23 protein-coding genes are annotated in these 26,577 nt (G+C 64.2%); 17 read left to right on the top strand and 6 right to left on the bottom strand.

The window, feature by feature from the left end:
• Window positions 1-58: 58 nt before the first annotated feature.
• The 9 genes from GGD67_RS33540 (at window position 59) to GGD67_RS33500 (ending at window position 10,426) form a co-directional block, all read left to right on the top strand.
• Window positions 59-2,461, top strand: a complete 2,403-nt coding sequence (locus GGD67_RS33540) for a TonB-dependent receptor family protein (protein WP_246784360.1) — start codon at window positions 59-61, stop codon at window positions 2,459-2,461.
• 26 nt (window positions 2,462-2,487) lie between these two features.
• Window positions 2,488-3,699, top strand: coding sequence for a sialidase family protein (locus GGD67_RS33535; protein WP_179738764.1), 1,212 nt, complete (start codon window positions 2,488-2,490; stop codon window positions 3,697-3,699).
• A complete protein-coding gene (locus GGD67_RS33530) occupies window positions 3,696-4,193 on the top strand; it encodes a TlpA disulfide reductase family protein (protein WP_179738895.1) in 498 nt (165 codons plus the stop codon). Before GGD67_RS33535 ends, GGD67_RS33530 begins: the two co-directional genes overlap by 4 nt.
• Window positions 4,194-4,220: 27 nt before the next feature.
• Window positions 4,221-4,757 (top strand): copper chaperone PCu(A)C, encoded by a 537-nt coding sequence (locus GGD67_RS33525; RefSeq protein WP_018320179.1) that lies wholly within the window; start codon window positions 4,221-4,223, stop codon window positions 4,755-4,757.
• Between the two features lie 29 nt (window positions 4,758-4,786).
• Window positions 4,787-5,317, top strand: coding sequence for a YcnI family protein (locus GGD67_RS33520; protein WP_179738762.1), 531 nt, complete (start codon window positions 4,787-4,789; stop codon window positions 5,315-5,317).
• The gene (locus tag GGD67_RS33515) at window positions 5,317-6,879 is read left to right on the top strand and encodes a CopD family protein (protein WP_179738759.1); all 1,563 of its coding nucleotides are present in this window, start codon (window positions 5,317-5,319) and stop codon (window positions 6,877-6,879) included. The genes GGD67_RS33520 and GGD67_RS33515 overlap by 1 nt, the downstream gene beginning before the upstream one ends.
• Before the next feature lie 144 nt (window positions 6,880-7,023).
• The gene (proS, locus tag GGD67_RS33510; protein ID WP_018320182.1) at window positions 7,024-8,343 is read left to right on the top strand and encodes a proline--tRNA ligase; all 1,320 of its coding nucleotides are present in this window, start codon (window positions 7,024-7,026) and stop codon (window positions 8,341-8,343) included.
• 90 nt (window positions 8,344-8,433) lie between these two features.
• A complete protein-coding gene (locus GGD67_RS33505) occupies window positions 8,434-9,714 on the top strand; it encodes a lipoprotein-releasing ABC transporter permease subunit (RefSeq protein WP_018320183.1) in 1,281 nt (426 codons plus the stop codon).
• A 7-nt stretch (window positions 9,715-9,721) separates the two neighbouring features.
• Window positions 9,722-10,426, top strand: coding sequence for an ABC transporter ATP-binding protein (locus GGD67_RS33500; protein WP_018320184.1), 705 nt, complete (start codon window positions 9,722-9,724; stop codon window positions 10,424-10,426).
• 84 nt (window positions 10,427-10,510) lie between these two features.
• On the opposite strand, the gene GGD67_RS33495 is transcribed toward GGD67_RS33500, so the two are convergent.
• A complete protein-coding gene (locus tag GGD67_RS33495; protein WP_179738757.1) occupies window positions 10,511-11,590 on the bottom strand; it encodes a zinc-binding alcohol dehydrogenase family protein in 1,080 nt (359 codons plus the stop codon).
• Between the two features lie 110 nt (window positions 11,591-11,700).
• On the opposite strand from GGD67_RS33495, the gene GGD67_RS33490 reads away from it, so the two are divergent.
• Complete coding sequence (locus GGD67_RS33490) at window positions 11,701-12,480, top strand: helix-turn-helix transcriptional regulator (protein ID WP_179738755.1); 780 nt, start codon at window positions 11,701-11,703, stop codon at window positions 12,478-12,480.
• A gap of 48 nt (window positions 12,481-12,528) precedes the next feature.
• On the opposite strand, the gene GGD67_RS33485 is transcribed toward GGD67_RS33490, so the two are convergent.
• Together GGD67_RS33485 and GGD67_RS33480 are read right to left on the bottom strand one after the other, a co-directional pair.
• Window positions 12,529-13,836, bottom strand: coding sequence for a hypothetical protein (locus GGD67_RS33485; RefSeq protein WP_179738753.1), 1,308 nt, complete (start codon window positions 13,834-13,836; stop codon window positions 12,529-12,531).
• 142 nt (window positions 13,837-13,978) lie between these two features.
• The gene (locus tag GGD67_RS33480) at window positions 13,979-14,887 is read right to left on the bottom strand and encodes a LysR substrate-binding domain-containing protein (RefSeq protein ID WP_179738751.1); all 909 of its coding nucleotides are present in this window, start codon (window positions 14,885-14,887) and stop codon (window positions 13,979-13,981) included.
• A gap of 109 nt (window positions 14,888-14,996) precedes the next feature.
• On the opposite strand from GGD67_RS33480, the gene GGD67_RS33475 reads away from it, so the two are divergent.
• From GGD67_RS33475 to map, 3 genes are all read left to right on the top strand, one after another.
• A complete protein-coding gene (locus GGD67_RS33475; RefSeq protein WP_179738749.1) occupies window positions 14,997-16,373 on the top strand; it encodes an FAD-binding oxidoreductase in 1,377 nt (458 codons plus the stop codon).
• Window positions 16,374-16,426: 53 nt separating this feature from the next.
• Entirely contained in the window at window positions 16,427-17,326 is a 900-nt protein-coding gene (locus GGD67_RS33470) for a GNAT family N-acetyltransferase (protein WP_179738748.1), read from the top strand.
• 132 nt (window positions 17,327-17,458) lie between these two features.
• A complete protein-coding gene (gene map, locus GGD67_RS33465) occupies window positions 17,459-18,208 on the top strand; it encodes a type I methionyl aminopeptidase (protein WP_092257216.1) in 750 nt (249 codons plus the stop codon).
• A 22-nt stretch (window positions 18,209-18,230) separates the two neighbouring features.
• Here map and GGD67_RS33460 read toward each other — a convergent pair whose 3' ends face one another.
• Window positions 18,231-19,640 (bottom strand): PLP-dependent aminotransferase family protein, encoded by a 1,410-nt coding sequence (locus GGD67_RS33460; protein ID WP_179738747.1) that lies wholly within the window; start codon window positions 19,638-19,640, stop codon window positions 18,231-18,233.
• Between the two features lie 108 nt (window positions 19,641-19,748).
• Here GGD67_RS33460 and GGD67_RS33455 point away from each other — a divergent pair, with 108 nt between their 5' ends.
• The gene (locus GGD67_RS33455; RefSeq protein WP_018320193.1) at window positions 19,749-20,210 is read left to right on the top strand and encodes a carboxymuconolactone decarboxylase family protein; all 462 of its coding nucleotides are present in this window, start codon (window positions 19,749-19,751) and stop codon (window positions 20,208-20,210) included.
• A gap of 44 nt (window positions 20,211-20,254) precedes the next feature.
• Entirely contained in the window at window positions 20,255-20,893 is a 639-nt protein-coding gene (locus GGD67_RS33450; RefSeq protein WP_026202315.1) for an HD domain-containing protein, read from the top strand.
• Window positions 20,894-20,943: 50 nt separating this feature from the next.
• Here GGD67_RS33450 and GGD67_RS33445 read toward each other — a convergent pair whose 3' ends face one another.
• Both GGD67_RS33445 and GGD67_RS33440 read right to left on the bottom strand, forming a co-directional pair.
• Window positions 20,944-21,210: a DUF3551 domain-containing protein gene (locus GGD67_RS33445; protein WP_018320195.1), complete on the bottom strand. Its 267-nt coding sequence runs from the start codon at window positions 21,208-21,210 to the stop codon at window positions 20,944-20,946.
• Between the two features lies 1 nt (window position 21,211).
• The gene (locus tag GGD67_RS33440; protein ID WP_018320196.1) at window positions 21,212-21,532 is read right to left on the bottom strand and encodes a DUF3551 domain-containing protein; all 321 of its coding nucleotides are present in this window, start codon (window positions 21,530-21,532) and stop codon (window positions 21,212-21,214) included.
• A 253-nt stretch (window positions 21,533-21,785) separates the two neighbouring features.
• Between GGD67_RS33440 and GGD67_RS33435 the strand changes: the two genes are divergently transcribed.
• Both GGD67_RS33435 and dnaE read left to right on the top strand, forming a co-directional pair.
• Window positions 21,786-22,508 carry an outer membrane protein gene (locus GGD67_RS33435; protein ID WP_018320197.1) on the top strand — a complete coding sequence of 241 codons (723 nt, stop codon included), beginning with the start codon at window positions 21,786-21,788 and terminating at the stop codon, window positions 22,506-22,508.
• 487 nt (window positions 22,509-22,995) lie between these two features.
• Entirely contained in the window at window positions 22,996-26,499 is a 3,504-nt protein-coding gene (gene dnaE / locus GGD67_RS33430; RefSeq protein WP_179738746.1) for a DNA polymerase III subunit alpha, read from the top strand.
• The last annotated feature ends 78 nt before the right edge of the window (window positions 26,500-26,577 follow it).

Raw genomic sequence — 26,577 nt, 5'->3', positions numbered from 1 at the left:
GTGCCGATGGGCGTGCTCAATGGACCGGTCGAGGTGCCGGATGTCAGGAATTCAAGAGATGTTACGCATTCGTGCGATCGGGCGCGCGGGCTTGCCCGTGCTTTTCGGACTGGTGTCCCCGATCGGTTCAGACGCGCTCGCCCAGGCTGCCTCGGAAGCGATTCCCGCGGTGACGGTCGAGGCGCCCAAGACGTCCCGTCCCAAGCCAATCACCCGGGCAACGCGGCAGCTCTCCGCTTCGGCGGCGCGCGCAGCGAGGCCGGTCGCGCCGAACGCGACCGACGGTGCCCAGGGGCAGAGCAACACGATGTCCGCCGGCGCAGTGCGGGCCGGTCTCAATCAGGCGCCGGCCGGACAGACCGCGACGACCATCGATCGCAGCCAGTTCGACAACCGGCCCTCGTTTTCGGTCAGCGACGTCTTGCGGGACAGTCCGGGCATTTCGATCAAGCAGGGTAATGGTCCGCGCGATTTCGGCATCTCGATTCGCGGATCCAATGCCCGGAACGGATTCGGCATCCGCAATCTCGTGATCTTCGACGACGGATTCCCCGTCACGCAGCCGGACGGACTGTCGCGTAGCGACCTGATCGATCCCCACGCCTATGGTGCGATCGACGTGATCCGCGGCCCCTCATCGGCGCTCTACGGCAATTATGCGACCGGCGGCGCGCTCAATTTCCGCACACGGCCGGGCGGCACGATCGACGGCGTCGAATACGGCGTCGACGGCGGCAGCTATGGCTACCTCAACAATTACCTTGCGGCCGGCAAGAAGGTCGGGAACTTCGAGGGCTCGCTGTTTGCGAGCGACACAAGAGGCGACGGCTATATCGGCAATAGTTGGTTCAATACGCAGACCGTCAACTTCCTTGGCACGCTCAAGGCGACGCCGGACGACCGCTTCACGGTCAAGATCATCAACAACGATCTCAGCGCGCGGCTGCCGCTTCGCTCCACGCTGAACCAATATTATCAAAATCCCTTCCAGCAGGGCTGTGCGACCGGTGCCACGGCGGCGCCCGGATGCGGTACGGTCAGGCTGTTCAACAATGGCTTCAACGCGACCGCCGGGACCGATACGCAGACGGCCGTACAGGCCGGGCTCGGCCGCAACGACCGCCGCACCATCGTCGGGGGCCGGTGGGAGCACGATTTCGACAACAATACGACCTGGCGCAACCAGTTCGTGTTCGACGACCGGAACATCAGTCAGCCAACTGGCTCCACCAGCTCGATCGGCGACTTCCCGTCCTACAACTACATGAGTGATCTCACCAAGCGCGGAGAGATTCTCGGCCTGGAGTCCACCGCGTTCTTCGGCGCCTTCTACAACACCCTGACGGCATCGAGCGATACGCGAAACGTGATGCCGGGAGGCAACGCGACGCTCGGCAGGCTGTCGAGCAATCTCTACAGCGAGACGACCAATTATGGTGTTCGTGCCAGGGAAGAGCTCAAGCTTACATCGTCGCTAACGGCCGTTGCGGGCATCGGTTGGGAGACGACCTTGCTCAAGGGCACCAACACGGCCTATTCATATGCTGGTCCCACCGGCATCACCACGACGACGCCGACGACCGCGGACCGGCAGTTTCAAAATACTGCGCCAGAGTTGGCGTTGCTCTACAATCTCAACAACGAATGGCTGTTCCGGGCACGCGTTGCCACGGGGTATGGCACACCGCAGGTCTCAAATCTTTTCGTCGCTCAAACGGGATTGCCGGGCAACAATACCCAGCTCCAGGCCCAGAAGAATCTTGGCTACGATCTCGGTTTCGATTGGACGCCGAACAGCGCGTTCAAGCTCAGCGCGACCGGCTTTTACGAGTTTTTCCGTAACGAGATCGTCAACCAGGCCACATCGGTCGCGGGTGTAAACTACTCGTTCAACGCGCCGCGATCGGAGCATCGGGGCATCGAGCTTGCCGCCGACTGGAAGTTCTATCCGGGCTGGCGGTTCATGGCGGCGTACACCTATCTCGACGAGGTCTACACCGAATATGTCGAGAACATCACCAATGGCGCCGTCTTCAGCTTCAACCGTGCCGGCAATAGAATTCCTGGTATCTCGCCCAACGAGCTGACGGCTCGAATTGGCTACGACGAGTTCGCCGGCCCGCTGGCAGGCCTCGGCGGCTTCGTCGAGGTCCAGTGGAAGGACTCTTTCTACATGGACAACGCGAATCTGCTGAAGGCGCCGGGCTACGAGCTGGTCAATGTGAACGTCCATTACAAGACCGACTTGGTGTCGGACACCTTCAAGTCACTCAATCTGTTTCTTGAGGTCAGGAACGTATTCGATCGCACCTATGTTGCGTCGGCAAACAACATCGCAAACACCGTGACGGCGGCCGGCCTGCAAATTCCAGGGAACACGCTCGCAAGCACGGCACCGGGGTCGATCTATGCGGGCTCGCCACGCCTGTTCGTTGCAGGTATGAAGGTGGCCTTCAAATGATCCGGGCTCTCGAAGGGAATAGGGCCATGATCCGAACTGGCTTGCTCGCGATAGCCGCTCTCGCATGCCTGCAAGGTGCGGCGCTGGGGCAGATGCACGGCAAGCACGCGTCCGAAGCTGCGTGCGAGGAGCCGACGCTGCGCTGTGCGACCAAGGCGACGCCCGCCTTCGGTCCGGACGGGACGCTGTGGCTGGTCTGGATGGCGGGAGGGCAGGTCTCGGTCGCAAGTTCGCAGGACTACGGCCGAAGTTTCTCGACGCCCACTCAAGTCACGACGAAGCGGCTGAACCTCGATTGGGGGCCGGATGCGCGGCCGAAGATCGTGGTCGACCGCAAGGGGGGCATCGCGCTCGCGTTCTCGACCTTCAGGGACGAGGCCTTCAACGGTCAGGTGTTCACCACGCGCTCGGCCGACGGCGGGAAAAGCTTCGCGGAGCTGAAGCCGATCACCGCCAGCAACGAGAGCCAACGTTTCGAGGCGCTGGCGCTCGATCAGGATGGAACAGTATTTGCGGCGTGGCTGGACAAGCGCAATCGCATTTTTGCGAAGGAAGCGGGACAGAAGTACGAGGGGGCCGGGCTGTTCTTCACGTCGTCCAGCGACGGCGGCACCGCCTACGCAGACGCGAAGCTGGCGCGTGAGGGCACCTGCGAATGCTGCCGGTTGGGGCTGGCATTCGCTGCGTCTGGGCGGCCGGTCGCAATCTTCAGGAACATTTTTGAGGGCGGCGTGCGCGACCACGCGGTGATGACCTTCACCGACGTCGCGACGCCAGGCGAAGTCCGCCGGGTCAGCAACGACGACTGGCAGATCAATGCCTGCCCACACCATGGGCCGAGCCTCACCGTTGCGCCGAACGGCACCTATCACGTCGCCTGGTACACCAACGGAAAGGCGCGGAAGGGACTTTTCTACGCGCACTCGCGCGACGAAGGCCGCACGTTCTCTTCGCCGATGGCGTTGGGGCGGCCGGATCGCAATCCGACGCGCCCCTTCGTGCTCGCGGGCGCGCCGGGAACGGTGATGGTCTGGAAGGAGTTCGACGGCGAGAAGACCTCGGTCCAGATGACGATCTCCCGCGACGATGGCGAGACGTGGTCGCCGCCGAAGACGATATCGAGTACGACCGACACGTCCGACCATCCTTTGCTCGTCTCCAACGGCAAGCAGACCTACCTGTCGTGGATGACGAAGGCGGATGGCTATCGGCTCAGGGCTATCGAGGACCAACCATGAGATTTCGATTTGTAGGCATTGCGGGACTTGTCGTTCTGATCGCTTCAGTGGCTGCGCTTGCCGCATCTCCCGCTTTGAAGCCATTCGAACGCGGCACTTGGCAAAGGGTCCTTCGGGGGCACGCCGGCCGCCCCGTGCTCGTGCATTTCTGGGGCGTGACCTGTGGCCCCTGCAAGGTCGAGCTGCCGCTGCTCGGCCAGTTTGCCAAGGATCATCCTGACGTCGACGTCGTCACTGTCAGCGCCGATCTCGTGCCGAACCTGCCGGCCGCCACGCAATCGATGCTCGACAAGGCGGGTCTGTCGTCGACCGAAAATTTCATCTTCAACGACGGCTTTGTCGAGCGTTTGCGGTTCGAGATCGATCCGGCTTGGCAGGGCGACATCCCCAGGACCATGCTCATCTCCCCGGAAGGGACCGTCACGACGATCGAAGGCTCGGCTGAAATTGCCGATCTCGAAAAATGGTCAGCGCAACAACGCTCCAAACACTGAAGTTCAGTCTGCAAAGGGAATACCGATATGAAGACAATCTCGAAAAACGTGCTGCTCGCTGCGTTCGCTCTCGCGATCTCCGCAGCACCGGCGGTCGCCGACGAGGTCAAGGCCGGCGATCTCGTCGTCTCGCAGGCCTGGAGCCGGGCGACGCCGGGCGGCGCGAAGGTCGCCGGCGGCTATCTGACCATCGAGAACAAGGGCACGGCGGCCGACAGACTGGTCAGCGTGTCCGCCGATATCGCGGGCAAGGCCGAGATTCACGAGATGGCGATGGACAATGGCGTGATGAAGATGCGCCCGCTCGACAAGGGGCTGGTGGTCGATGCCGGCAAGACGGTGAAGCTCGCGCCCGGCGGCAATCATTTGATGCTCCAGGAGCTGAAGGGCGCGTTCAAGCAGGGCGACAAGGTGCCGGTGACGCTGCAATTCGAGAAGGCCGGCAAGGTCGCGGTGTCCCTCGACGTCCAGGGCGTCGGCGCGCAGGCGCCTGGCGATGCCGGGCATTCAGGTCATATGGACATGAAGAAAATGCCGGATCACTCGGGAATGAAGATGAAATGAGACGGATCTGGACTCTCGGGAGACCGAACATGTCGAAGCAATCCTGCCTGATCCTGGTTGCCGCGCTCGCCGCCTCGCCGGCGGCGGCGCACGTGTCGATCGAGACCAAGCAAGCCACTGTCGGCACGTCCTACAAGGCCGTCTTCACTGTGCCGCATGGCTGCGCGGGCTCGCCGACGGTGAAGATCCGGGTGCAGATTCCGGAAGGGGTGATCGCGGTGAAGCCGATGCCGAAGGCCGGCTGGACCATCGATGTCGTCGAGGGCAAATATGCCGCGGAGTACGACTATCACGGCAACAAGCTCTCCTCCGGCGTCAAGGAGGTGGCGTGGTCCGGCGGCAAGCTGCCGGACAAGAACTATGACGAATTCGTCCTCAGCACGTTCCTGACCGACAGCCTGAAGCCGAACACGGTGCTGTACTTCCCCGTCGTTCAGGAATGCGAGGCTGGCGTCAGCCGCTGGATCGAAATTCCGGCGGCGGGGGCAGGGCATTCGCATGAGGGCAAGTCCGAGGGCAAGTCGCCGGCGCCGGGCGTGAAACTGCTGCCAAAACCCTGATGCGCCTCTTCGCCGCGCTTGCGACGCTGCTCCTCGTTGCCGGCTTCGCAAGCGGTGCGTCGGCGCATGCGGCGCTGCTCTCGGTTGAGCCGGCGAGCGGCAGCATGCTCGCGGCCGCGCCCAAGGCGGTGGAGCTGCGTTTCAACGAGGCGGTAACGCCGGGCGCGATCCGGCTGATCGATGGTGCGGGCAGGGCGCGGGATGATGCGCGCGTTAGCGCATCGGGCGAGACGATTTCGGTCGCGATGCCGGCGGATCTGCCTGAGGGGACCGCGGTCGTCAGCTATCGCGTGATCTCGCAGGACGGTCATCCCGTCACCGGATCGGTGATCTTCTCGATTGGCATGCCGACCGCGACGAAGCCTGCCGCCGCTGAGGATAGCGGGTTGAACGCGCTGATCTGGCTGGCGCGCGTCGGCCTGTACGTTGGGCTGTTCATCGGCGTCGGCGGCGTGTTCTTCGCGCGCTGGGTTGCTTGGTCGATGACCGGCATGGCCGTGCCGCGCATGGCGCTCGCGCTCGGTCTCCCGAGCGCGGTGGCGTCCGTCGGCGCGTTGGGCCTCGATCTCCTCGGGCTGCCGCTGGCAGCCCTCGCGACCGCTGCTCCCTGGAAAGTCGCGCTCGCGACCAGCGCCGGCCCTGCGCTGCTGGTTGCCCTGCTTGCAATGCTACTCGCGTTGATGGCGCTGCGCAGTGCGTGGTACGCGCGTGCTCTTGCGATCATGGCGTTGGTCGGCGTCGGTCTGTCGCTCGCCATGACCGGGCACGCCGCAACGGCCCCGCCTGAGGCGTTGACCCGGCCTGCAATCTTTCTTCATGGCCTCGGTGTCACCATCTGGATCGGTGCTCTCGCGCCGCTCGTAGCGCTGGTATCGAAGCCGACGATTGCGACGCTCGCGATTGTGAACCGCTTTTCCCGCATTGCTGCGCTCGCGGTCGGCGTGTTGGCCTTGACCGGCCTCGCACTCGCGATCGTGCAGCTCGAAAAGCCTGGAGCGCTGGTCGAGACTCGCTACGGGCTGATCCTCTCGGTCAAGCTAGTTCTGGTCACGGGATTGCTGGCGCTGGCCGCGCTCAATCGGTTCCGGTTGACTCCGGCCCTGGCACGGAACGAGACAGGGACGCCCGCGCTCAAGCGCTCGATCGTGCTGGAAGGTACGATTGCTCTCGCCGTCCTGGCGGTGGTCGCCGGCTGGCGCTTCACGCCGCCGCCGCGGACGATCGTGCCGGAGACGCCTTTGGCGATCCACATCCATAGCGACAAGGCGATGTTCCAGGTCCTGGTCTCGCCAGGCAAGGCGGGGGCCAATGATGTCGTGCTCCAGCTCATGACCGGCGAGGGGACGCCGCTGGCGGCCAAGGAGGCGACGTTGACCCTGAGCCTGCCCGAGCGCGGCATCGAGCCGATGGAGCGAAGGGCCTCGCTCGGGCCCGATGGTTATTGGCATGTGCGCAAGGTCGAGCTGCCCTTTGCCGGCCGCTGGCACGCGCGGATCGACGCGCTGGTGACCGACTTCGAGCAGATCACGCTCGAAGATGAACTCGACGTCACGCCGCCGTGAGCCGCAGCTCGGGCTGAACCTGAAGTCCGACGGAAAAATGACAGGAATTCCGTTGCGTTAGCGGCTTTTCCTCATTCCCGGTCTTGTGTTTTCGCTCTCAATCCGGTTTCACTGCAACGCATCACTGATTCCCAGAGTATTACCATGCGGTTGTCGCGGTTCTTTCTGCCCATCCTGAAGGAAAATCCGAAAGAGGCGGAGATCGTCTCGCATCGGCTGATGCTGCGCGCCGGCATGATCCGGCAGGAGGCCGCCGGTATCTATGCCTGGCTGCCGCTCGGCTTCCGCGTGCTGAAGAAGATCGAGCAGATCGTGCGCGAGGAGCAGGACCGCTCCGGCGCGCTGGAACTGTTGATGCCGACGCTGCAGCTTGCCGATCTCTGGCGCGAGAGCGGCCGCTATGACGCCTATGGTCCGGAGATGTTGCGCATCGCCGACCGCCACAAGCGCGAGCTCTTGTACGGGCCGACCAACGAGGAAATGATCACCGAGATCTTCCGCGCCTATGTGAAGTCCTACAAAAACCTGCCGCTGAATCTCTATCATATCCAATGGAAATTCCGCGACGAGCAGCGTCCGCGTTTCGGCGTGATGCGCGGCCGCGAGTTCCTGATGAAGGACGCTTATTCGTTCGACCTCAACGAAGCCGCGGCGCGCGTCGCCTACAACAAGATGTTCGTGGCGTATTTGCGCACCTTTGCGCGGATGGGGCTGAAGGCGATCCCGATGCGCGCCGAGACCGGCCCGATCGGCGGCGATCTCAGCCACGAGTTCATCGTGCTGGCCGAAACCGGCGAATCCGGCGTCTTCATCAATCGCGACGTGCTGGACCTGCCGGTGCCGGGCGAGGACGTCGACTACGACAGCGACCTGACGCCGATCATCAAGCAATGGACCTCGGTCTACGCCGCCACGGAAGACGTCCACGACGCCGCGCGCTTCGAGCAGGAAGTGCCCGCGGACAAGCGGGTGAACACCCGCGGCATCGAGGTCGGCCAGATCTTCTATTTCGGGACCAAATATTCCGACGCGATGAAGGCCCTGGTGGCGGGACCTGACGGTGTCGATGTGCCGATCCATGGCGGTTCCTACGGCGTCGGCGTCTCGCGCCTGCTCGGCGCGATCATCGAGGCCTGCCATGACGATGCCGGCATCAAATGGCCGGAGGCTGTCGCGCCGTTCCGCGTGTCGATTCTCAATCTCAAGCAGGGCGATGCCGCGGTCGATGCGGCCTGCGAGAAGCTTTATGCCGAGCTCACCGCCAAGGGCGTCGACGTGCTCTATGACGACACCGACCAGCGCGCCGGCGCCAAATTCGCCGCCGCCGATCTGATCGGTATCCCCTGGCAGATCATGATCGGCCCGAAGGGGCTCGCTGACGGCAAGGTCGAGATCAAGCGGCGAGCCGACGGCTCCCGCGAGACCATGTCGCCTGCGGACGCGGTCGCAAGACTTGTGGGCTGATAAGCCTGGTCGGCTGAATATTGTTCATCGCCCGATATCGCGGCCGCCAATCCGGCCACAATTGACCCCGAATCATGGGATTATCGAGCGATGGATGAGACCATGACCGAAACCGTGCAAACCGCGCCTTTTGCGCCATTCGAGTGGATGCTGTCGGCGCGCTATTTGCGGGCGCGCCGCAAGGAGGGATTCATCTCGGTCATCGCCGGGTTCTCCTTTCTCGGCATCATGCTGGGTGTGGCGACGCTGATCATCGTCATGGCCGTGATGAACGGCTTCCGCAAAGAGCTGCTCGACAAGATCCTGGGGCTGAACGGGCACATCCTGGTCCAGCCGCTGGAATCGCCGCTGACCGACTGGAAGGACGTCGCCGACCGCCTCAGCCAGGTCAAAGGCATCCGGCTTGCAGCGCCCGTGGTCGACGGCCAGGCGCTGGCGTCCTCGCCCTGGAACGCCTCGGGCGTGCTGGTGCGCGGCATCCGCTCCGACGACCTCAACAACCTCACCTCGATCGCCAAGAACATCAAGCAGGGCTCGCTCGAGGGCTTTGACGACGGGCAGGGCGTCGCGATCGGCCGGCGCCTCGCCGACCAGCTGTCGCTGCATGCCGGCGACAGCATCACGCTGGTGGCGCCGAAAGGCGCGGTGACGCCCATGGGCACGACGCCGCGCATCAAGCCGTACAAGATCGTCGCCGTGTTCGAGATCGGCATGTCCGAGTACGATCTCGGCTTCGTGTTCATGCCGCTCGCGGAAGCGCAGGCCTATTTCAACCGCAGCAACGACGTCACCTCGATCGAGGTGTTCACCACCAATCCCGATCAGATCGTCGCCTTCCGTCAGGCCGTGACCGAGGCTGCGGGCAGGCCGGTGTTCCTGGTGGATTGGCGGCAACGCAATTCGACCTTCTTCAACGCGCTCCAGGTCGAGCGCAACGTGATGTTCCTGATCCTGACCATGATCGTGCTGGTCGCAGCGCTCAACATCGTCTCCGGCCTGATCATGCTGGTGAAGGACAAGGGCAGCGACATCGCGATCCTGCGCACGATGGGGGCCTCGCAAGGCTCGATCATGCGCATCTTCCTGATCACGGGCGCCTCGATCGGCGTGGTCGGCACGCTGGTCGGCTTTGTCGTCGGCCTCGTGATCTGCCTCAACATCGAATCCATCCGGCAATTCCTGTCATGGCTGACCAGCACCGAGCTGTTCTCGCCAGAGCTCTATTTCCTGTCGAAACTGCCCGCCGAGATCGACGTCGGCGAGACCACGGCCGTCGTCATCATGGCGCTGACGCTGTCGTTCCTGGCGACGCTGTATCCGTCGTGGCGCGCCGCGCGCCTCGATCCCGTCGAAGCGCTGCGGTACGAGTGAGGGGTTGATGGAGCAGCAGCAGGGGGCGGAAGACGTTCCGGTCATTTATCTCCACGAGATAAAGCGGCAGTACTTGCAGGGCGAGGTGCCGCTGACGATCCTCGATGGCGCCAAGCTCGCGCTGTGGGCCGGACAGTCGGTGGCGCTGGTGGCGCCGTCGGGCTCGGGCAAATCGACGCTGCTGCACATCGCGGGGCTATTGGAAGCGCCCGATTCCGGCGAGGTCTATGTCTCGGGCGCGCCGACCTCGCAGCTGCCCGACATCGAGCGCACCCAGCTTCGCCGCACCGATATCGGCTTCGTCTACCAGTCGCACCGGCTATTGCCGGAGTTCTCGGCGCTCGAGAACGTCATGATGCCGCAGATGATCCGCGGCCTCAAAAAGTCCGAGAGCGTCAAGCGCGCCAAGGAGATTTTGGGCTATCTCGGCCTCGGCGACCGCATCACCCATCGCCCGGCCGAGCTGTCCGGCGGCGAGCAGCAGCGCGTCGCGATCGCGCGCGCGGTTGCCAACGCGCCGCGGGTGCTGTTTGCGGACGAGCCGACCGGCAACCTCGACCCGCACACCGCAGATCACGTGTTCCAGGCCCTGATGCAGCTGGTGAAGGCGACCAAGGTCTCGATGCTGATCGCGACCCACAACATGGAGCTCGCCGGCCGCATGGACCGGCGGGTGTCGCTGTCGAACGGCCAGGTGGTCGAGCTCGAGTAAAAAACGCGAAAACAACCCCATGCACAGTAGCCAAGTGCTTGGCGGGGCTTGCGAAAAAATCGCCATTTCGTCGCACCCTGAGACTCAAGGCCTGATCACCGTCATCTTGAACGGCCCGCCATTGGCCGCGGCGTACGCCACCGCCTCGTTGGCCTGGTCGAGACCGAAGGCCGTCGTCTCATATTCCTCCAGCCTGAGCTGCCCCGCACGCACCAGCGCGATCAGACGGCTCGCGGCATCGCGCGGGTACATCCAGACGCCGTGGATGCTGATGCAGTTGCGCATGATCCAGGGATAGGGCAGCTCAAGGCCCGCGCCGCCGGCCATGCCGACGCCGCCCATCAGCGCGACGCGCCCATAGGGGCGCACCGTCATGATCGCCGCGCGCACGACCTCCGTGCTCACCGAGGGCGGCATGATGTCGAACACGCAATCGATCGGGCCGGGCGCTGCGCGCTTCATCGCCTCGCGGTCGTGATCTTCATTGCCCGTAAGCTTGACCGGCCTCACGCGGTTGCCGAAGCGGCGGCCGAGGTCGGCGAGGATTTTCTCGTTGCGGCCGGGCGCGACCACGCCGGCTGCGCCCATCGCGAGCGCGACCGAAACGGCGGCGCTGCCGAAGTTGCCGGTGGCCCCGCTCACCAGCACGGTCTCGCCTGGTCGCAGGTTGGCGGCGAGAAAGCCTCCGTAAGGCACCAGCAGCGTGCCCAGCGCGCACCATTGCGTCGCTTCCTCCGGCGCGATCGCGCCGAGCCGCTTCACATTCTCGGTCGGCAAGCGCATCTGCTCGGCAAAGGAGCCGTGGCGAAAATGCTGTTGCAGGCGCATGCCGCCGGGGCCGGCGGCGGTGAGCCCTTGCAGGGCGATATCGGGCGCTACGACATCATCGCGCGAGCGCACCGTCGGGTCGCAAAACACCCAGTCGCCGACGCTGAGCTTGGTGGCATCCGGGCCGATCGCGCGCACCCGGCCGATGCCGCCGGGACCGGGGATAACAGGCAGATCGAGCGCGTAATTGCGCGTCCCGTCAAATACCTCGTTCATGTAGGACAGCACGCGCGTGGCGACGACGTCGACGACAACCTCACCGGTTCCGATGATTGGCTCCGGGACATGCTCGATCACCAGCGGCGATCCAAAGGATTTGAGTACGGCTGCTTTCATGGATGTTCACCTCAAAGTCGCGGTGAAACCCATATGCGCCGCCTTGGACGGGCCAAGAAGGCCTGGTATTATCCTAGTATTCCAAAGACCCTCCATGGGGGAGCGACATCATGGCCGATCCGCGCCGCGTTGAATTCGGCGACTTCCTGAGGTCTCGCCGCGAAAAGCTATCGCCGAAGACCGTCGGGCTTCCGATCGGCGGGCGCCGGCGCACCGCGGGGCTACGCCGCGAGGAGGTCGCGCAGCTCGCCGGCATCGGCGTCGACTGGTACATCCGCCTCGAGCAGGGCCGCACCGTCAGCCCTTCGGTCACCACCGTCGACGCGCTGGCCCGCGCGCTGCGCCTCAGCAAGACCGAGCACGCGCATCTGAAGGCGCTGGCGCGCGACGGCGCCAGGGGGACGTTCACGCGCGAGATCGTGCCGCCGCCCATTCGGCGGATGATCGAGAGCCTGTCTCAGCCTGCCTATATCACCGGGCGCCGCTGGGATGTGCTGGCCTGGAACGCGGCGGCCGAGGAGGTCTTTGCCTTCGGTCAGTTGCCCGAGCAGGATCGCAATACGCTGCTGCTGGTGATGACCAACAAGCAGACGCGAAAATTCTACGGCGCGAGCTGGACCGACGTCGCCAGGAGCATGGTCGCGATGTTCCGCGCCAATCACGACGTCTGGGCCGGCGATCCCGCTTTCACGGAGCTGCTGACGCGGCTGCGCCAGGGCAGTCCGGAATTCGTCAAATGGTGGGAAGCCCACGACATCCGCAACACCGCCGCGGGTCTCAAGACCATGAACCATCCGACCAGGGGTGTACTCCGGTTCGAGCACACCAGCTTCCAGGCCAACGACGATCCCGCACTGAAGCTGGTGATCTACACGCCGGTCGAGAACTGAGGGAGGGGCAGGCTCCAGCTCTTGAAGACTGCTTTGCAAGCCTGCGCGCTACGGCGACTGCGTGGCCGCGGGCGTTGCGCTGGCGTTCGGCAGGGTACCGCCTGCTGTCCATGGACTGTCCGTCCAGGGTGTCGGCTGCAGAGAATTCGCCGGCCAGGGTTTTGCCGGGCCCGTCGCCACCGAGGTGCACGACGTCCCGAGCTGCGTCCACACCGAGGCCAAACCGGTCGTGTCGATGTTGAAGCTCGTGACGTCAGCCCGTCCCTCTGGTTCCGGCGTGGTTTCCCGGACCTGCAGGGAGTGCGAGGCCAGTACCGCCTTGACCATGTCGGGGTCGACGGCGCCGTTCCAGACCTCGTACTTCCCGAACCGCACCGGAGGCCCTCCGGCTTGCTTGCTCATGTCGGCGCTGGCCGCGATCAGGATCGTTTTCTTGCCGGCGGCCGATGCGTCGATCTCACCCGCGAACATCAGCGGCACGCGCTTCTTGTTTTCGCAATACAGGCGCCATTCCATGGTCCGGAACGAGGCGTCGCTCTCCTTCTTCACCGCGGCGATCTTGCTGATGAACGGTCGCGCTCCCTTTTCCAGCCGCCACATCGTCTCGGCCAACGGTCGCGTGTCGATCCCGAACCGGTAGAGCTCGGGCCGCGTCAGCACGTGCAGGCTTTCGAACTTCACAGTGCTGATCAGCGCATCGAGCTCGCGGCTGATTCCCATCGCCGCAATGAACGCGGCGCGGTCGCGGTCGGCGCCGGCGATCCGCCGCCGCCGCGCTTCGGCGACCACTTCCGGAGGCGGATCGCCTCGAAACCGGAGAATCAGCCTGGAGTTATGGACCGCCAGCGCGGCATCGGGCGCAACCTCGCGAGAGGTCGCTCCGAGAAACAGGTAGCCGCAGGCCGAGTTGCACATCGCATGATAGGTGGTGAGTTCGGCCTCGACCTCGCCGGTCGCGTTCTTGATCTTCAGGCATGCGGCGTCGATCTGCGTGCCCGCGGCGCACGCCGTCGCGATCGTCCGGCCAACCCGGGCGATCGCCTTGCGGCTGCGCAGCAGCCGGGCGATGACATAGGACTGCTCAACGTTTCCACCGGGCGAATGGAGGTAGATCGGGCGCTGCAGGTCCTTGACGCCGGCGAGGAAGCGGCGAATGCGGGACGCTGCGTCCTGATCGATCTGGCCTTCGATCGCGATCCAGCGGTCGCAGCCCGGCCCGCACGCGTCAGGCGCGCCTTTGGCGAGATAGATCGTCAGCCTGGAGGCAAAGCCGGGTTTCTCGGCCGGGGTCCCTTCGGCACGCAATGCGCCGGGAAGCGACAGCAAGGCCAGCAGAAGCAATATTCGGGCGAGCATGGAGCGATCGACTACGTATGGTGAGGGACCGTGACTGACGCTATACGACGATCGGCGTGATCACAACTTGCGGTGGCATGGCGGTCCACGTTTTTTTCGCCGGGATCCGGAGTGGACATCTCGAACGGCACAGGGACGCGGATCAAGGATTTGACCGTAACCATTCCGAAAAGGCGCGGATGGTTCTCTCGCGCGGATGGCCTGCCTTGCTGACCACATGGAAGCCGTAGCCAGGCAAGCTCAACTTGAACGCCTTCACGAGCGTACCGGCGGCGAGGTCGTGTGCCGTGAGCACATCACTGAACACTCCGATTCCTTGTCCCGCGATCACCGCCTCGATGGCGTGCAATTCCTCGCGGAAACTCAGATGCTGCATGTCCTTGAACGGGGGCACAGCACGCCATCTGCGCTGAGCCGCGGAGAGCCATCGCTGCCAGGTGGGCGGCTCACGATCGGCCGGCGACCAGTAAGAGTGGATCAGGACGTGATTTGCGAGGTCGACCGGTCGCTTCAGGCGCCCCGTTGCAAGCAGGCGCGGACTGCAGACGGCCCAGAATGTATCGGTGAAGAGATCTTCGACGATGCCGTCTGTCGGCCGTACTCGGCTGGTCGCGTAGCGAATGGCGACGTCGCCGTCTCCGGCCTGCAGATCGAGCACCGTGTCGGTGCCGATGACCTCCAGCGGCACGTCGGGATGCAACTTGCGCCACAGGGGCAGGCGGGGCACGAGCCAGCGGCTGGCGAATGCGTTGGTTGTCGTCACCCGGAGAGGCTGTTGGGCGCCTTCCTGCTTGACGCTCGCAATGGCCGCGGCAAACACCTCGAGCCCGCCGCGTATGGCGGGGAAAAGCCGCGCTCCGGCATCGGTCAACGAGAGCGGCCTTGGTCTGCGGCGGAACAGAGCGCGACCGCAATAAAGCTCGAGCAATCCGATCTGGTGGCTGATCGCCGTTGGCGTCACGCCGAGTTCTGCCGCTGCCTTCTTGAAGCTCAGATGGCGGGCGGCGGCTTCAAAAGCGCGAAGCTCGATCAGGGGCGGGAGCTTGTGCATGCCCGCCCAGTCTAGGTGAAACTAATTCATCGTCACCTGAATTCTTCGGATTTGCGCGGAGATAGTGCGCGGTCGAGGATATGGCGGGTCAAGCTGAGGAGATCAGGTCATGTCGTCCATCGCATCTGTCGCAAGCGCTGCCGCCGATCTTGGCACCTCCTTTGGAGGGCAACTGCTCAAACCGGCGGACGAGGGCTATGACGAAGCGCGAAAGGTCCATAACGGGCTGGTCGACAAGCGGCCGGCATTGATCGCCAGGTGCCGCAGCGTGGCCGACGTCGTCGACGCCGTCGCTCTTGCGACCAAGCTCGGCCTCGAAGTCGCCGTTCGCGGCGGCGGCCACAATGTGGCAGGACGCGCGACCATCGACGGGGGGATCATGATTGACCTCTCGCCCATGAAGGGTGTCCGGGTCGACCCGGTCGGCAAGACCGTTTGGGCGCAGGGCGGGGCCACCTGGGGCGAGGTCAATCGCGAAACGCAACTTCACGGACTTGCGGTCACCGGCGGCGTGGTCTCGACCACCGGGATTGCCGGCCTGACCCTCGGCGGAGGACTGGGCTGGCTGATGGGCAAGTACGGTCTGGCACTGGATAATCTGCGAGCCGTCGAACTCGTCACCGCCGATGGCAAGGTTTTGCGCGCCAGCAGGCAGGAGGAGCCCGATCTGTTCTGGGCCCTCCGCGGCGGCGGCGGAAACTTCGGGATCGCCACCAGTCTCGAATACGATCTTCATCCGGTCGGACCGATCATGACCGGCGGTCCGATCGTCCATCCCATCGAACGCTCCCGTGAGGTGCTCGAATTCTTCCGGACCAGCACGCGGTCGCTCGCGGACGAGCACATGCTGTTTGCATCCCTGACGCATGCGCCGGACGGCTCCGGCACGGAGGTCGCGGTCCTGGTCACCAGTCACTGCGGACCGCTGGCGGATGCCGAACGAGCGGTGCGGCCGCTGAAACAGTTCGGGACTCCGATCCTGGATGCAGTCGGGCCGATTCCCTATTGCGACCTCAACCGCATGCTCGACGCCAACTATCCGAAAGGCGCCTTCAACTATTGGAAATCGAACTTCCTCGCGGAGCTCAGTGATGGCGCGATTGCGACCATGATCGAATGCTTCGCGCGCTGCCCGACTCCCATGGGGCAGTTCCTGGTCGAACACGTCCACGGCGCGGCGGCCCGCGTCGATGCTGGGGATACGGCATTCCCGCATCGGCAGGAGGGCTATAATTTCCTGATTCTCGCGCAGTGGATGCAGGCCAGCGATACCAGCCGCTGCATGTCCTGGGCGCGCGACACCTACGAAAGGATGCGACCTTTCTTCGCCTCCGGCCGCTATGTCAATTATCTCGACGATGACGAGACGGGCGATCCTGTCGCGGCCGCCTATGGACCGAACTACCGGCGCCTGCAGCGGATCAAGGCGAAATACGACCCGACGAACTTCTTCCGGATGAACCAGAACATCCGGCCCCTGGCCTGATTGCCGGTTGAGGATTTCGTCGCTCTCATGGCCGTCTTCGGGAGAATTCGAGAATGGCTGTCGTGTGCCGACCCGCTTGTAGCGACGATTTGGCGAGAGCCGACGAGCTCGTGGTCGCCAGCATCAACGAACTCACGGAACGGCGGGGGTTCGGCAAGATGGCTTCCTCTCGCCCGCAGCATTTTCAAGCCTTCTCGCTTGCGGATGATCCCGAAGGTCTATGGGTTGCGGAGGACGATGGAGACATTGTCGGCTTCGCGTGGAGTTGGGTATGTGGCGAGCTTTGGTTCTTGGCGCAGCTGTTCGTGGCGCCTGATCGCCAGAGCGACGGCATTGGCAATCAATTGCTCGGCAAGTCATTCGCTCACGCGGTAACGCGCGGAGCATCCGTCAAAGCGTTGATCACCTTCGCCTTCAACAACGTGTCGCAGGGCCTCTACATCCGTCACGGACTATTCCCGCGCTGTCTGATCTACATGGTCAGCGTGCCTCGTGAACGCCTGGCGTCACGGTTGGCCGAGCCGCCGCTGCGTCTTGAACCTCTTGCCGCCGCGACGGCCCGGTTCGAGGACCTGGTGCCGATCGATGTCAGCGCTCTCGGCGTCTCCAGAGCGAAGCATCATCGATATCTCCTCGGCGACAGCACGACGAACGGGTTCACCATTCACGCCGGCCGTGAGTCAATCGGGTATGTCTATATTTCAGATGGACACATTGGCCCGCTCGCGGTCCGCCGGCCGGATCTGGTTGGCCCCGCCTTTGCGGCTGCGCTTTCGTTGGCGGCGCGGAGCGATGTTGCAACCATCTCGGCCTTCCTGCCGGGTTCGAGCGAGCCGGCGCTCAAGGTGGCGACCGACTACGGCATGCATCTGACGTTCCCGATGCTGCTGATGTCCAATCGACAGTTCGGAGATTGGGTTAGTTACCTTCCGCGCAATCCGGGCTTCATGTAGGTCTGGCAGGACTTGCGATCCCGCGTTGGCGGAACGCTGACGCGGCTGCGCGAACGATTCTGGCGTACCTGCTGCGTTTGCAAGCCGACCTTGCAGGGGCTATGTCCGGGCCTCCCGGACAAGAGCCCTGACATGACAATCTCCGATGACAACGACCTGACGCGCCTGAAAGAGATCGGTCGCATCGTCGCCAATGTGCTGGAGGCGATGGGGAAGGCGATTGAGCCGGGCATGAGCACCTCCGAGCTCGACCAAATCGGACGAAAGTTGCTGGAGGCCGCTGGCGCGCGTTCGGCGCCGGAGCTGGCCTATGATTTTCCCGGGGCGACCTGCATCAGCGTGAACGAGGAGATCGCTCACGGCATTCCGGGCGAACGGCGGATCGCGCGCGGCGACCTCGTGAACATCGACGTGTCAGCCGAGAAGAACGGCTTCTTTGCCGATACGGGAGCCTCGTTCGCCGTTCCCCCCGTAAACCGCGCGATCGAACGTCTTTGCCGGGACGGCCGGCGGGCGATGTGGACCGGCCTGCAACAGGTTGGCGCCGGCAGGCCGATTGCCGGGATCGGCCAGGCGATCGGGACATTTGCGCGAAAGAACGGCTACAGCCTGGTCAGGAATCTGGCCAGTCACGGCGTCGGCCTGTCGCTCCATGAGGAGCCGACGGAGATCGCAACCTGGCCCGACCGCTCCGAACGCCGCATCATGAAGGATGGCCTCGTGTTCACCGTCGAGCCGTTCCTCTCCATGGGTGCCGAATGGGCGGAGAATGGCGACGACCCATGGACGCTCTACAGCAGCCCCGAGGCGCCGACCGTTCAATACGAGCACACGGTTGTCGCCACCCGCAACGGACCTTTGATCGTGACGAGGGCGGGTTAAGGCCGCCGAGGTCGGAGTCGGATCATGTCAGACGGTCGATGATCTGAAGGAGCCGGTCGCAGGACGCGTCGATCCTTTTGAGTGGAGACGTCGCGACGCCCAGCAACAGTCCCGGACGCGCCGAAGCCTTCGAGGCATACCAGAGCGAGAGCGGCGTGGGCGCCAGTCCGAACGATGCAGCTTGCCTGGCGATGGCGAGATCAGGCGCTCCGTCCGGCAAGCGCAGGACCGCGGCCAGTCCTGCAATCGCAACGTTCGTGGTGCGCGTTCGAAGCTGCTTCAGCAATGCATCGCCTTGCGCGGTGTAGGCGCGCTTGGTGCGCCGCAGATGCCGCAGATAATGGCCTTCGCGGATGAAGTCTGCCGTGGCGAGCTGCACCGCTGGTCCGGGTGCCGGCGCGAGGCACGCCGCAGTCTCGGCAAATCGCGACGCCAGAGCGGCTGGTGCAACGACAAAGCCAAGCCGTAGGGCAGGCGTTACGGTCTTGCTGAAGGAGCCAATGTGAATGACGCGGCCGGCGCGATCGAGCGAGGCGAGCGCCGGCGTGGCCCGGCCCTTGAGCTGAAGTTCGCTGAGATAGTCATCCTCGATCACCCACGCGTTGTTTTGGGTTGCCCAGTCGAGCAGGCGCGATCGACGTGCCAGTGACAGCGTGGATCCGAGCGGCGCCTGCTGCCCCGGTGTCACGACAACCAGCGCGGCGTCGGGCGCTTGTTGCAGGCCGTCGTCGACATCGATCCCATCTGCGTCAACCTTGATTGGCACGATCGACAATCCCGCAAGTTCGAGGCCGTGCCGGGTGAAGGGAAAGCCGGGATCCTCCATCCAGACTTTCTTCCTTTGCCCGAGGTCGAGGACACGGAGCGCCAGGCCGAGGCCGCCGCTGAAGCCGCTGGAGATGATGATCTGGGACGGTGCGCATTCGATCCCGCGCGCCAGCGCAAGATAGGCCGCGATCTCGCGGCGCAAGTCCAGCTCGCCGCGCGGATCGGGGTAGATCGCAGGTGCGCTCATCTCGACGCGAATTGCCCGTGCGCGCATTCGCGCGAGCAGCGTCGCAGGAAAGGTCTCCTGCGAAGGCACGCCCATCTGGAAGATCGCCGGCCCCGCCGTGAGCTCCTGGTACATCTCCATGAACGAGCCGGGGTCCGGCGCCTTGTCCCGCCGCACGGGAATGGACGGTCGGTCGGCGACGTGCGTGCCTGTCGCGCGGGCCGCGATGATCAGTTGGGCCGATGAGAGCTTTTCATAGGCTGAGCGTACGGTGCCGCGCGCGACGCCAAGCTGGGCCGCCAAATCCTGCCATGAGGGCAGGCGCGCGCCCGGGGCGAGTACGCCGCGCTCGATGGCGGCCCTGATCCCCCTGTGGATTTGCTCCGCCAGCGGCGTCTTCGCCGACCGGTCGAGCTTCAACCGCAGCGATCTGGTCATGATCCTTGGTACACGATTTTCTCGCGTTCTTGGTTCTTTTTTATAGACCACGACAGGGGCATCTGAGGGAGGAAAGAGGGGCTTCCTCGATGATCAAGGAGAAAGCGGATGAGTGAACGTCTCAACTACAACCACATTGCGCCGGCAGGCGCGAAGGCACTGGGCGGCGTCTATGGCTACGTGATGCAGAGCGGGCTTCCCGCGACGCTGGTGACCCTCACTTACCTGCGCATCTCGCAGATCAACAACTGCGCCTACTGCCTCGACATGCACACGCGGGATCTGCTGAAGAGCGGTGTGAAGGTCGAAAAGCTCGCGCTGCTGCAGGCTTGGGCCGAGGGCGGCGATCTCTTCGACGACCGCGAGCGCGCGGCTCTCGCCTGGGCCGAGACTGTCACCCGCGTCGCCGAGACCAACGTGCCCGATGAGGCCTATCAAGCCGCCCGCAAGGTCTTCAGCGAGCGCGAGCTTGTCGATCTTACGATCGCAATCAGCCTGATGAATGCGTACAATCGCATGTCGATCAGCTTCCGAAATACTCCGCAGGCCGCGCTCGAGAAGGCGGCCTGACGGATCGCGCGGCATCAGCCGAAACGCAAAGCAGGAGCTTGAAGATGATGAGTGTGATTTCCGGCGTCAAAATCCCCGACAGCAAGCTGGCGCGCGAGGCGGCTGAACTGGTGCGCAGCTACGAAGACGACATGCTTTTCAACCATTCCGTCCGGGTCTACGTCTTCGGCGCCATGAAGGGGCTGCGTCAGCAGCTGAAATTCGATCCCGAACTTCTCTATGTCGCGGCGTTGTTTCACGATCTCGGCCTCGTCGACCATTACCACACGCAGACAAAGCGATTTGAGGTTGACGGAGCCGACGCTGCGCGTGAGTTCTTGCGGGCGCGCGGCATCGCCGAGCCGCAAGCCGATCTGGTGTGGGAGGCAATCGCGCTGCACACCACGCCCGGCATTCCGCAATTCATGCGGCCGGAAATCGCGCTCACCAACGCGGGTGTCCTGGTGGACGTCGTCGGCATTGGGTATGACGACTACACGCCGGAGCAGCGCGGCCAGGTGATCTCGGCGTTTCCGCGCGGTGACTTCAAGAACGAGTTCCTGAAGGTGCAGACCTGCTCGGCGCTGAAGAAGCCGCAGACGACGTTCGGGACGGTCAATTTCGACTACATCGAGGATCACGATCCCAGCTTCCGCAAGCCGAATGCGTGCACGCGCATCCGCAGCACGCCCTGGCAGAGCTGAGCCGATCGCCGCACGCCTACGCCGCCCTATCTCCGCCGGAAACTGAACGGTTAGGATCCGGGGCGAGGCGGCGGGCTCGAGCGGCGAGGGCGCGTTGGTTTCTTCAGCGGAAAATACGGGTTCATCACGCATGTCGCCGAACGCCCGACGGCGAGATATCGGCACTGCTCGAGCGAGCCGTAGCGGCAGTCGAAATAGCCGACCTGGCCGTAGATCTGCATGCACACGGGATAGCTCGGATCATAGGTCTGCGCGCATGCAGATCCGCCCGCGAGAAGCAGGCCGATCACGGCCAGTGCGAGGCGGGCGCAGCGCATCTCAGCGCGGCAGGAAGTAGCCCGGTGAATAGCCCTGCGTCTGCGCGCGCGGACGATTCTGATAGGCGTAGGGGTCGTCGCTCTGTCCGACGAAATACGGATTGGCGATGCAGGTCAGCGCGCGTCCCGATGCGCTCGCCTGACACTGCGCATAGGTGTCGAACCTGCAATTGCTCAGGCCCGGCCATTCATCGCCGGTGAGGCAGAATGGATGATGCGTGCCGAACGCGCGCGCGGGTGTTGATGCGCTCGACACGAATGCGAATGTGGCGAGTGCGAGCGAAAGTGTGGCGACAATGGGGAGGACAATTCGTCTGCGCATCTTCAATTCTCCATCACGCGAATGTGCGCGCGACGTTGTTACGCGCGCATGCAATTTATCTCGTGTCGCCGACAATGGAACTACAGAAAACACTTATTTCAAAGGGTTTCCAGAACGCGCTGATAAATCTTCATTAATGAAGCGCGGGCCTTTGGAGCGAACTGTTGCGTCGAGGTTACAGCAATTCCGTCGATCACTGTTATGACCACGCTGCGGCCAGGGGGCCTAACGACGAAACTGGAACGGGACTCAAATGAAGAAGAATTTGTTGCTTGCCGCTGTGAGCCTTGTCGCGCTGAGCGCGACTGCGCCGGCGCTGGCTGCTGACCTCGCAGCTCGGCCGTACACCAAGGCACCGCCGGCGGCGATCGCCGCGGTCTATGACTGGAGCGGCTTCTATATCGGCGTCAACGGCGGCGGCGGTTCGGCGGACACGTCGTGGAACCTGGTTAACTTCGGTGCGGAAGGCTCGCACAACTCGACCGGCGGCACGGTCGGTGGTCAGGTCGGTTACCGCTGGCAGTCCGGCCAGTTCGTGTTCGGCCTCGAAGGCCAGGGCAACTGGGCCGACTTCTCGGGTGACAACATCAGCGGCATCACCGGATTCCGGAATCGTACGCGCGTCGACTCGTTCGGTCTGATCACCGGCCAGGTTGGCTACGCCTGGAACAACGTCCTGCTCTACGCAAAGGGCGGTGCGGCTGTCGTCAGCAACAAGTACGACGTCTACAGCACTGTCACGGGTGCAAACCTCGACCGGGCTGACGAGACCCGCTGGGGTGCCACGGTTGGCGCGGGCCTGGAGTATGGCTTTGCTCCGAACTGGACGGTCGGCGTCGAGTACAACCACATCTTCCTCGGCGACCACGACATCACCTTTGCCAGCGGCGCTGTCGAGCGCGTCAAGCAGGACGTCGACATGGGTCTCGTCCGCCTGAACTACAAGTTCGGCGGCCCGATCCTCGGCCGTTACTGAGCCTGATCGCGCGTCATCGAGCGGTCCTCGAAAAGCCCCGGCTTAGGCCGGGGCTTTTTTATTGCGTGAATTCAGCGAGTTAACCATTGCCTTTGGAGGTCGTCCGCCACGCTTGACTCTTGAGAACGAAATGAGAACAATGTTCTTCATACGTTCCAACAAGGGAGCAAGCCATGTTCAGGGTTTTCGTGGAAGAGGCCGCCGCACTGGCGTCGATCACGCTGTTCGTCGGGATGATCGCGATCTGGGCGCAGGTCATACCGCAGCTCTAGGGGCAGCGGTTTTGTAAACCGATGCTCTCCCGACCGGTGCCCCCTTGGGGAAAAGCGGGACGACGCGGCCAATTGGCCGCTCCGGCGTGGACTCTGAAGCTGCGACACCTCACCATTGCGAGGCGAGTCGGCAAACGAAGGCAGATGGCGAGTGCATGATGCCTTGAGGAGCCGGCGACCGCTCCATTCCATCTGCAAGAGGCCGTCACGCGACCATGCCGAGCGCCGGATTTGTCCACCTTCACGTTCACTCGGCCTATTCGCTGCTCAAGGGCTCGATCAAGATCGCCAAGCTCGCCGAGCTTGCCAAGAAGGACCACCAGCCGGCGCTGGCGCTGACTGACACCGACAATCTGTTCGGTGCGCTGGAGTTTTCCGACAAGATGGCGGGCTCCGGCATCCAGCCGATCGTCGGCTGCGAGCTGGCGATCGATTTCGGCGACCAGGATCCGAATGCGCGCAACGCGATGGGGCCGTCGCGCGTGGTGCTGCTGGCCGCGCAGGAGCGCGGCTATCGCAGCCTGATGCGGCTCAACTCGCGCGCCTTCCTCGAATCGCCGGATAGCCACGCGCCGTTCGTCAAGCTCGACTGGTTCGAGGGCGAGACCGAAGGGCTGATCGCGCTGACGGGCGGACCCGACGGGCCGATCTCGCTGGCGCTTGCCGGCGGTCATGCCGAGCTCGCCGCCCTGCGCTGCGAGCGTCTGGCCGGCCTGTTCGGCGACCGCCTCTACATCGAATTGCAACGCCACAACACCGAGAAGGAGCGGCGCGTCGAAAGCGGCCTGATCGACATCGCCTACGCCAAGGGACTGCCGCTGGTCGCGACCAACGAGCCGTATTTCGCCGCGACCGACGATTACGAAGCGCATGACGCGCTGCTGTGCATTGCCGGCGGGCGGCTGATCGCCGAGACCGAGCGCGAGCAGCTGACGCCGGATCATCGCTTCAAGACCCGCGCCGAGATGGCGGTGCTGTTCGCCGACATTCCGGAGGCGCTGGCCTCGACGGTGGAGATCGCCGAGCGCTGCTCGTTCCGCCCGATGACGCGCAAGCCGATCCTGCCGTTCTTCACCGTCGGCGCCGCGTCGAGCTCGGATGCCGCCGCAGTCGAGGCCGCGGAGCTGAAGCGCCAGGCGGAGGAGGGGCTCGCCAATCGCCTGCGGGTCCACGGCCTGTCGCAGGGCACGACGGACGAGGATTACAGCAAGCGCCTGGCGTTCGAGCTCGACGTCATCATGCGCATGAAATACGCGGGCTACTTCCTGATCGTGTCCGACTTCATCAAATGGGCGAAGAGCCAGGGCATTCCGGTCGGGCCGGGCCGCGGTTCCGGCGCAGGCTCGCTGGTGGCGTGGGCGCTGACCATCACCGATCTCGACCCGATCAAGTTCGGCCTGCTGTTCGAGCGCTTCCTCAATCCCGAACGCGTCTCGATGCCGGACTTCGACATCGACTTCTGCCAGGACCGCCGCGGCGAGGTGATCAGGTACGTCCAGGAGCGCTACGGCCGCGACCAGGTCGCGCAGATCATCACCTTCGGAACGCTGCAGGCGCGCGGCGTGCTGCGCGACGTCGGCCGCGTGCTGCAGATGCCCTATGGCCAGGTCGACAAGCTGACCAAGCTGGTGCCGCAGAATCCGGCCGCGCCCGTCACGCTCGCGGCCGCAATCGAAAGCGAGCCAAAACTCCAGGCGTTCCGCGACGAAGATCCGATCGTGGCGCGCGCCTTCGACATCGCCCAGCGCCTCGAAGGCCTCACCCGCCACGCCTCGACCCATGCCGCCGGCATCGTGATCGGCGATCGCCCCTTGAGCGAGCTCGTGCCGCTCTACCGCGATCCCAAATCCGACATGCCGGTGACCCAGTTCAACATGAAATGGGTCGAGCCGGCGGGCCTCGTCAAATTCGACTTCCTCGGCCTGAAGACGCTGACTGTGCTCGATGTCGCCTGCAAGCTGCTCAAGCCGCGCAACATCGACGTCGATCTCGCGACGCTGCCGATCGACGACGCCGAGAGCTACCAGATGCTGGCGCGCGGCGAGGTGGTCGGCGTGTTCCAGGTTGAAAGCCAGGGCATGCGGCGCGCGCTCGTCGACATGCGCCCCGACCGTTTCGAAGACATCATCGCGCTGGTGGCGCTGTATCGCCCGGGTCCGATGGCGAACATCCCGACCTATTGCGCGCGCAAGCACGGCGACGAGGAGCCGGAATATCTGCATCCCGTGCTGGAGCCGATCCTGAAGGAGACCTTCGGCGTCATCATCTACCAGGAACAGGTGATGCAGATCGCGCAGGTGATGTCGGGCTATTCGCTCGGCGACGCTGACCTCTTGCGCCGCGCCATGGGCAAGAAGATCCGCGCCGAGATGGACAAGCAGCGCGACATCTTCGTTGCGGGCGCGGTGAAGAACGGCGTGCCGAAGGGGCAGGCCGAGACCATCTTCGAGCTCCTGGCGAAGTTCGCCGACTACGGCTTCAACAAGAGCCACGCGGCGGCCTATGCGCTGGTGTCCTATCACACCGCCTACATGAAGGCGCATTATCCGGTGGAGTTCATCGCGGCGTCGATGACGCTCGATCTCAACAACACCGACAAGCTCTCCGAATTCCGCTCCGAGGCGCAGCGCCTCGGCATCAAGGTCGAGCCGCCGAACATCAACCGCTCCGGCGCGACCTTCGAGGTCGGCGACAAGGTCATCTACTATGCGCTCGCAGCGCTGAAGGGCGTCGGTATCCAGGCGATCGAGCAGATCATCGAGGAGCGCACCAAGCGCGGGCTGTTTACCTCGCTCGCCGACTTCGCCGCGCGGGTCAATCCGCGCGCGATCAACAAGCGCATCATCGAAAGTCTCGCCGCCGCCGGCGCGTTCGACACGCTGGAGCCGAACCGCGCCCGCGTCTTCGCCGGCGCGGACTCGATCCTGGCCGCCTGCCAGCGCGCGCATCAGGCCGAGACCATCGGCCAGAACGACATGTTCGGCATGTCGGCGGATGCGCCGACCATCATGCTGCCGCAGATCGAGCCCTGGCTGCCGGCCGAAAAGCTCCGCCGCGAATACGACGCCGTCGGTTTCTTCCTGTCGGGCCATCCGCTCGACGATTACGCCACCGTGCTGAAGCGGCTGCGGGTGCAGTCATGGGCCGAATTCTCGCGCGCGGTGAAGACCGGTGCCACTGCCGGCAAGGTCGCGGCCACCGTGGTCTCGCGCATGGAGCGGCGCACCAAGACCGGCAACAAGATGGGCATCATGGGGCTCTCTGATCCCACGGGCCACTTCGAGGCGGTGCTGTTCTCCGAAGGTCTCGCGCAATATCGCGACGTGCTGGAGCCGGGCGCTGCCGTGCTGCTGCAGCTCGGCGCCGAGCTGCAGGGCGAGGACGTTCGCGCCCGCGTGCTGCATGCCGAGCCGCTGGATGACGCCGCCGCCAAGACGCAGAAGGGCCTGCGCATCTTCCTGCGCGACACCAAGCCGCTGGAATCGATCGCCAAGCGCTTGGCCGGTCCCGACATGGCCGCCTCGAACGGCGCCGCGCCGAAGGTCGGCAGTCCCGGTATCGCGCCGCGCTCCAATGGCGACGGCGAGGTCTCGCTGGTGATGATGCTCGACCTCGAGACCGAGGTGGAGATGAAGCTGCCCGGCCGTTTCAAGGTCTCGCCGCAGATTGCCGGCGCGATCAAGGCGGTCGCGGGCGTGGTGGACGTGCAGCAGCTCTGACATTGCCGGCGCCCCCGCAAACCAAAGCTTAACTATTTGGCTCCCGCCCGGTTTCGAAGTCGCTCGCACGCAGCTATT

This window comes from Bradyrhizobium sp. IAR9 (assembly GCF_013408065.1).
Classification (GTDB): Bacteria; Pseudomonadota; Alphaproteobacteria; order Rhizobiales; family Xanthobacteraceae; genus Bradyrhizobium.
The sequence above is the reverse complement of the archived record's forward strand: the minus strand, read 5'-3'. Positions and strand labels throughout refer to the sequence as shown.

What these genes read in the sequence shown, in the direction of transcription:
- map (WP_092257216.1), top strand. Translation starts at nt 17,459, where the DNA reads ATGACAATCTCCGATGACAACGACCTGACGCGCCTGAAAGAGATCGGT.
- GGD67_RS33540 (WP_246784360.1), top strand. Translation starts at nt 59, where the DNA reads ATGTTACGCATTCGTGCGATCGGGCGCGCGGGCTTGCCCGTGCTTTTC.
- GGD67_RS33455 (WP_018320193.1), top strand. Translation starts at nt 19,749, where the DNA reads ATGAGTGAACGTCTCAACTACAACCACATTGCGCCGGCAGGCGCGAAG.
- GGD67_RS33450 (WP_026202315.1), top strand. Translation starts at nt 20,255, where the DNA reads ATGATGAGTGTGATTTCCGGCGTCAAAATCCCCGACAGCAAGCTGGCG.
- GGD67_RS33515 (WP_179738759.1), top strand. Translation starts at nt 5,317, where the DNA reads ATGCGCCTCTTCGCCGCGCTTGCGACGCTGCTCCTCGTTGCCGGCTTC.
- GGD67_RS33525 (WP_018320179.1), top strand. Translation starts at nt 4,221, where the DNA reads ATGAAGACAATCTCGAAAAACGTGCTGCTCGCTGCGTTCGCTCTCGCG.
- GGD67_RS33475 (WP_179738749.1), top strand. Translation starts at nt 14,997, where the DNA reads ATGTCGTCCATCGCATCTGTCGCAAGCGCTGCCGCCGATCTTGGCACC.
- GGD67_RS33460 (WP_179738747.1), bottom strand. Translation starts at nt 19,640, where the DNA reads ATGACCAGATCGCTGCGGTTGAAGCTCGACCGGTCGGCGAAGACGCCG.
- GGD67_RS33480 (WP_179738751.1), bottom strand. Translation starts at nt 14,887, where the DNA reads ATGCACAAGCTCCCGCCCCTGATCGAGCTTCGCGCTTTTGAAGCCGCC.
- dnaE (WP_179738746.1), top strand. Translation starts at nt 22,996, where the DNA reads ATGCCGAGCGCCGGATTTGTCCACCTTCACGTTCACTCGGCCTATTCG.
- GGD67_RS33485 (WP_179738753.1), bottom strand. Translation starts at nt 13,836, where the DNA reads ATGCTCGCCCGAATATTGCTTCTGCTGGCCTTGCTGTCGCTTCCCGGC.
- proS (WP_018320182.1), top strand. Translation starts at nt 7,024, where the DNA reads ATGCGGTTGTCGCGGTTCTTTCTGCCCATCCTGAAGGAAAATCCGAAA.
- GGD67_RS33470 (WP_179738748.1), top strand. Translation starts at nt 16,427, where the DNA reads ATGGCTGTCGTGTGCCGACCCGCTTGTAGCGACGATTTGGCGAGAGCC.
- GGD67_RS33490 (WP_179738755.1), top strand. Translation starts at nt 11,701, where the DNA reads ATGGCCGATCCGCGCCGCGTTGAATTCGGCGACTTCCTGAGGTCTCGC.
- GGD67_RS33440 (WP_018320196.1), bottom strand. Translation starts at nt 21,532, where the DNA reads ATGCGCAGACGAATTGTCCTCCCCATTGTCGCCACACTTTCGCTCGCA.
- GGD67_RS33530 (WP_179738895.1), top strand. Translation starts at nt 3,696, where the DNA reads ATGAGATTTCGATTTGTAGGCATTGCGGGACTTGTCGTTCTGATCGCT.
- GGD67_RS33535 (WP_179738764.1), top strand. Translation starts at nt 2,488, where the DNA reads ATGATCCGAACTGGCTTGCTCGCGATAGCCGCTCTCGCATGCCTGCAA.
- GGD67_RS33500 (WP_018320184.1), top strand. Translation starts at nt 9,722, where the DNA reads ATGGAGCAGCAGCAGGGGGCGGAAGACGTTCCGGTCATTTATCTCCAC.
- GGD67_RS33445 (WP_018320195.1), bottom strand. Translation starts at nt 21,210, where the DNA reads ATGCGCTGCGCCCGCCTCGCACTGGCCGTGATCGGCCTGCTTCTCGCG.
- GGD67_RS33505 (WP_018320183.1), top strand. Translation starts at nt 8,434, where the DNA reads ATGGATGAGACCATGACCGAAACCGTGCAAACCGCGCCTTTTGCGCCA.
- GGD67_RS33495 (WP_179738757.1), bottom strand. Translation starts at nt 11,590, where the DNA reads ATGAAAGCAGCCGTACTCAAATCCTTTGGATCGCCGCTGGTGATCGAG.
- GGD67_RS33435 (WP_018320197.1), top strand. Translation starts at nt 21,786, where the DNA reads ATGAAGAAGAATTTGTTGCTTGCCGCTGTGAGCCTTGTCGCGCTGAGC.
- GGD67_RS33520 (WP_179738762.1), top strand. Translation starts at nt 4,787, where the DNA reads ATGTCGAAGCAATCCTGCCTGATCCTGGTTGCCGCGCTCGCCGCCTCG.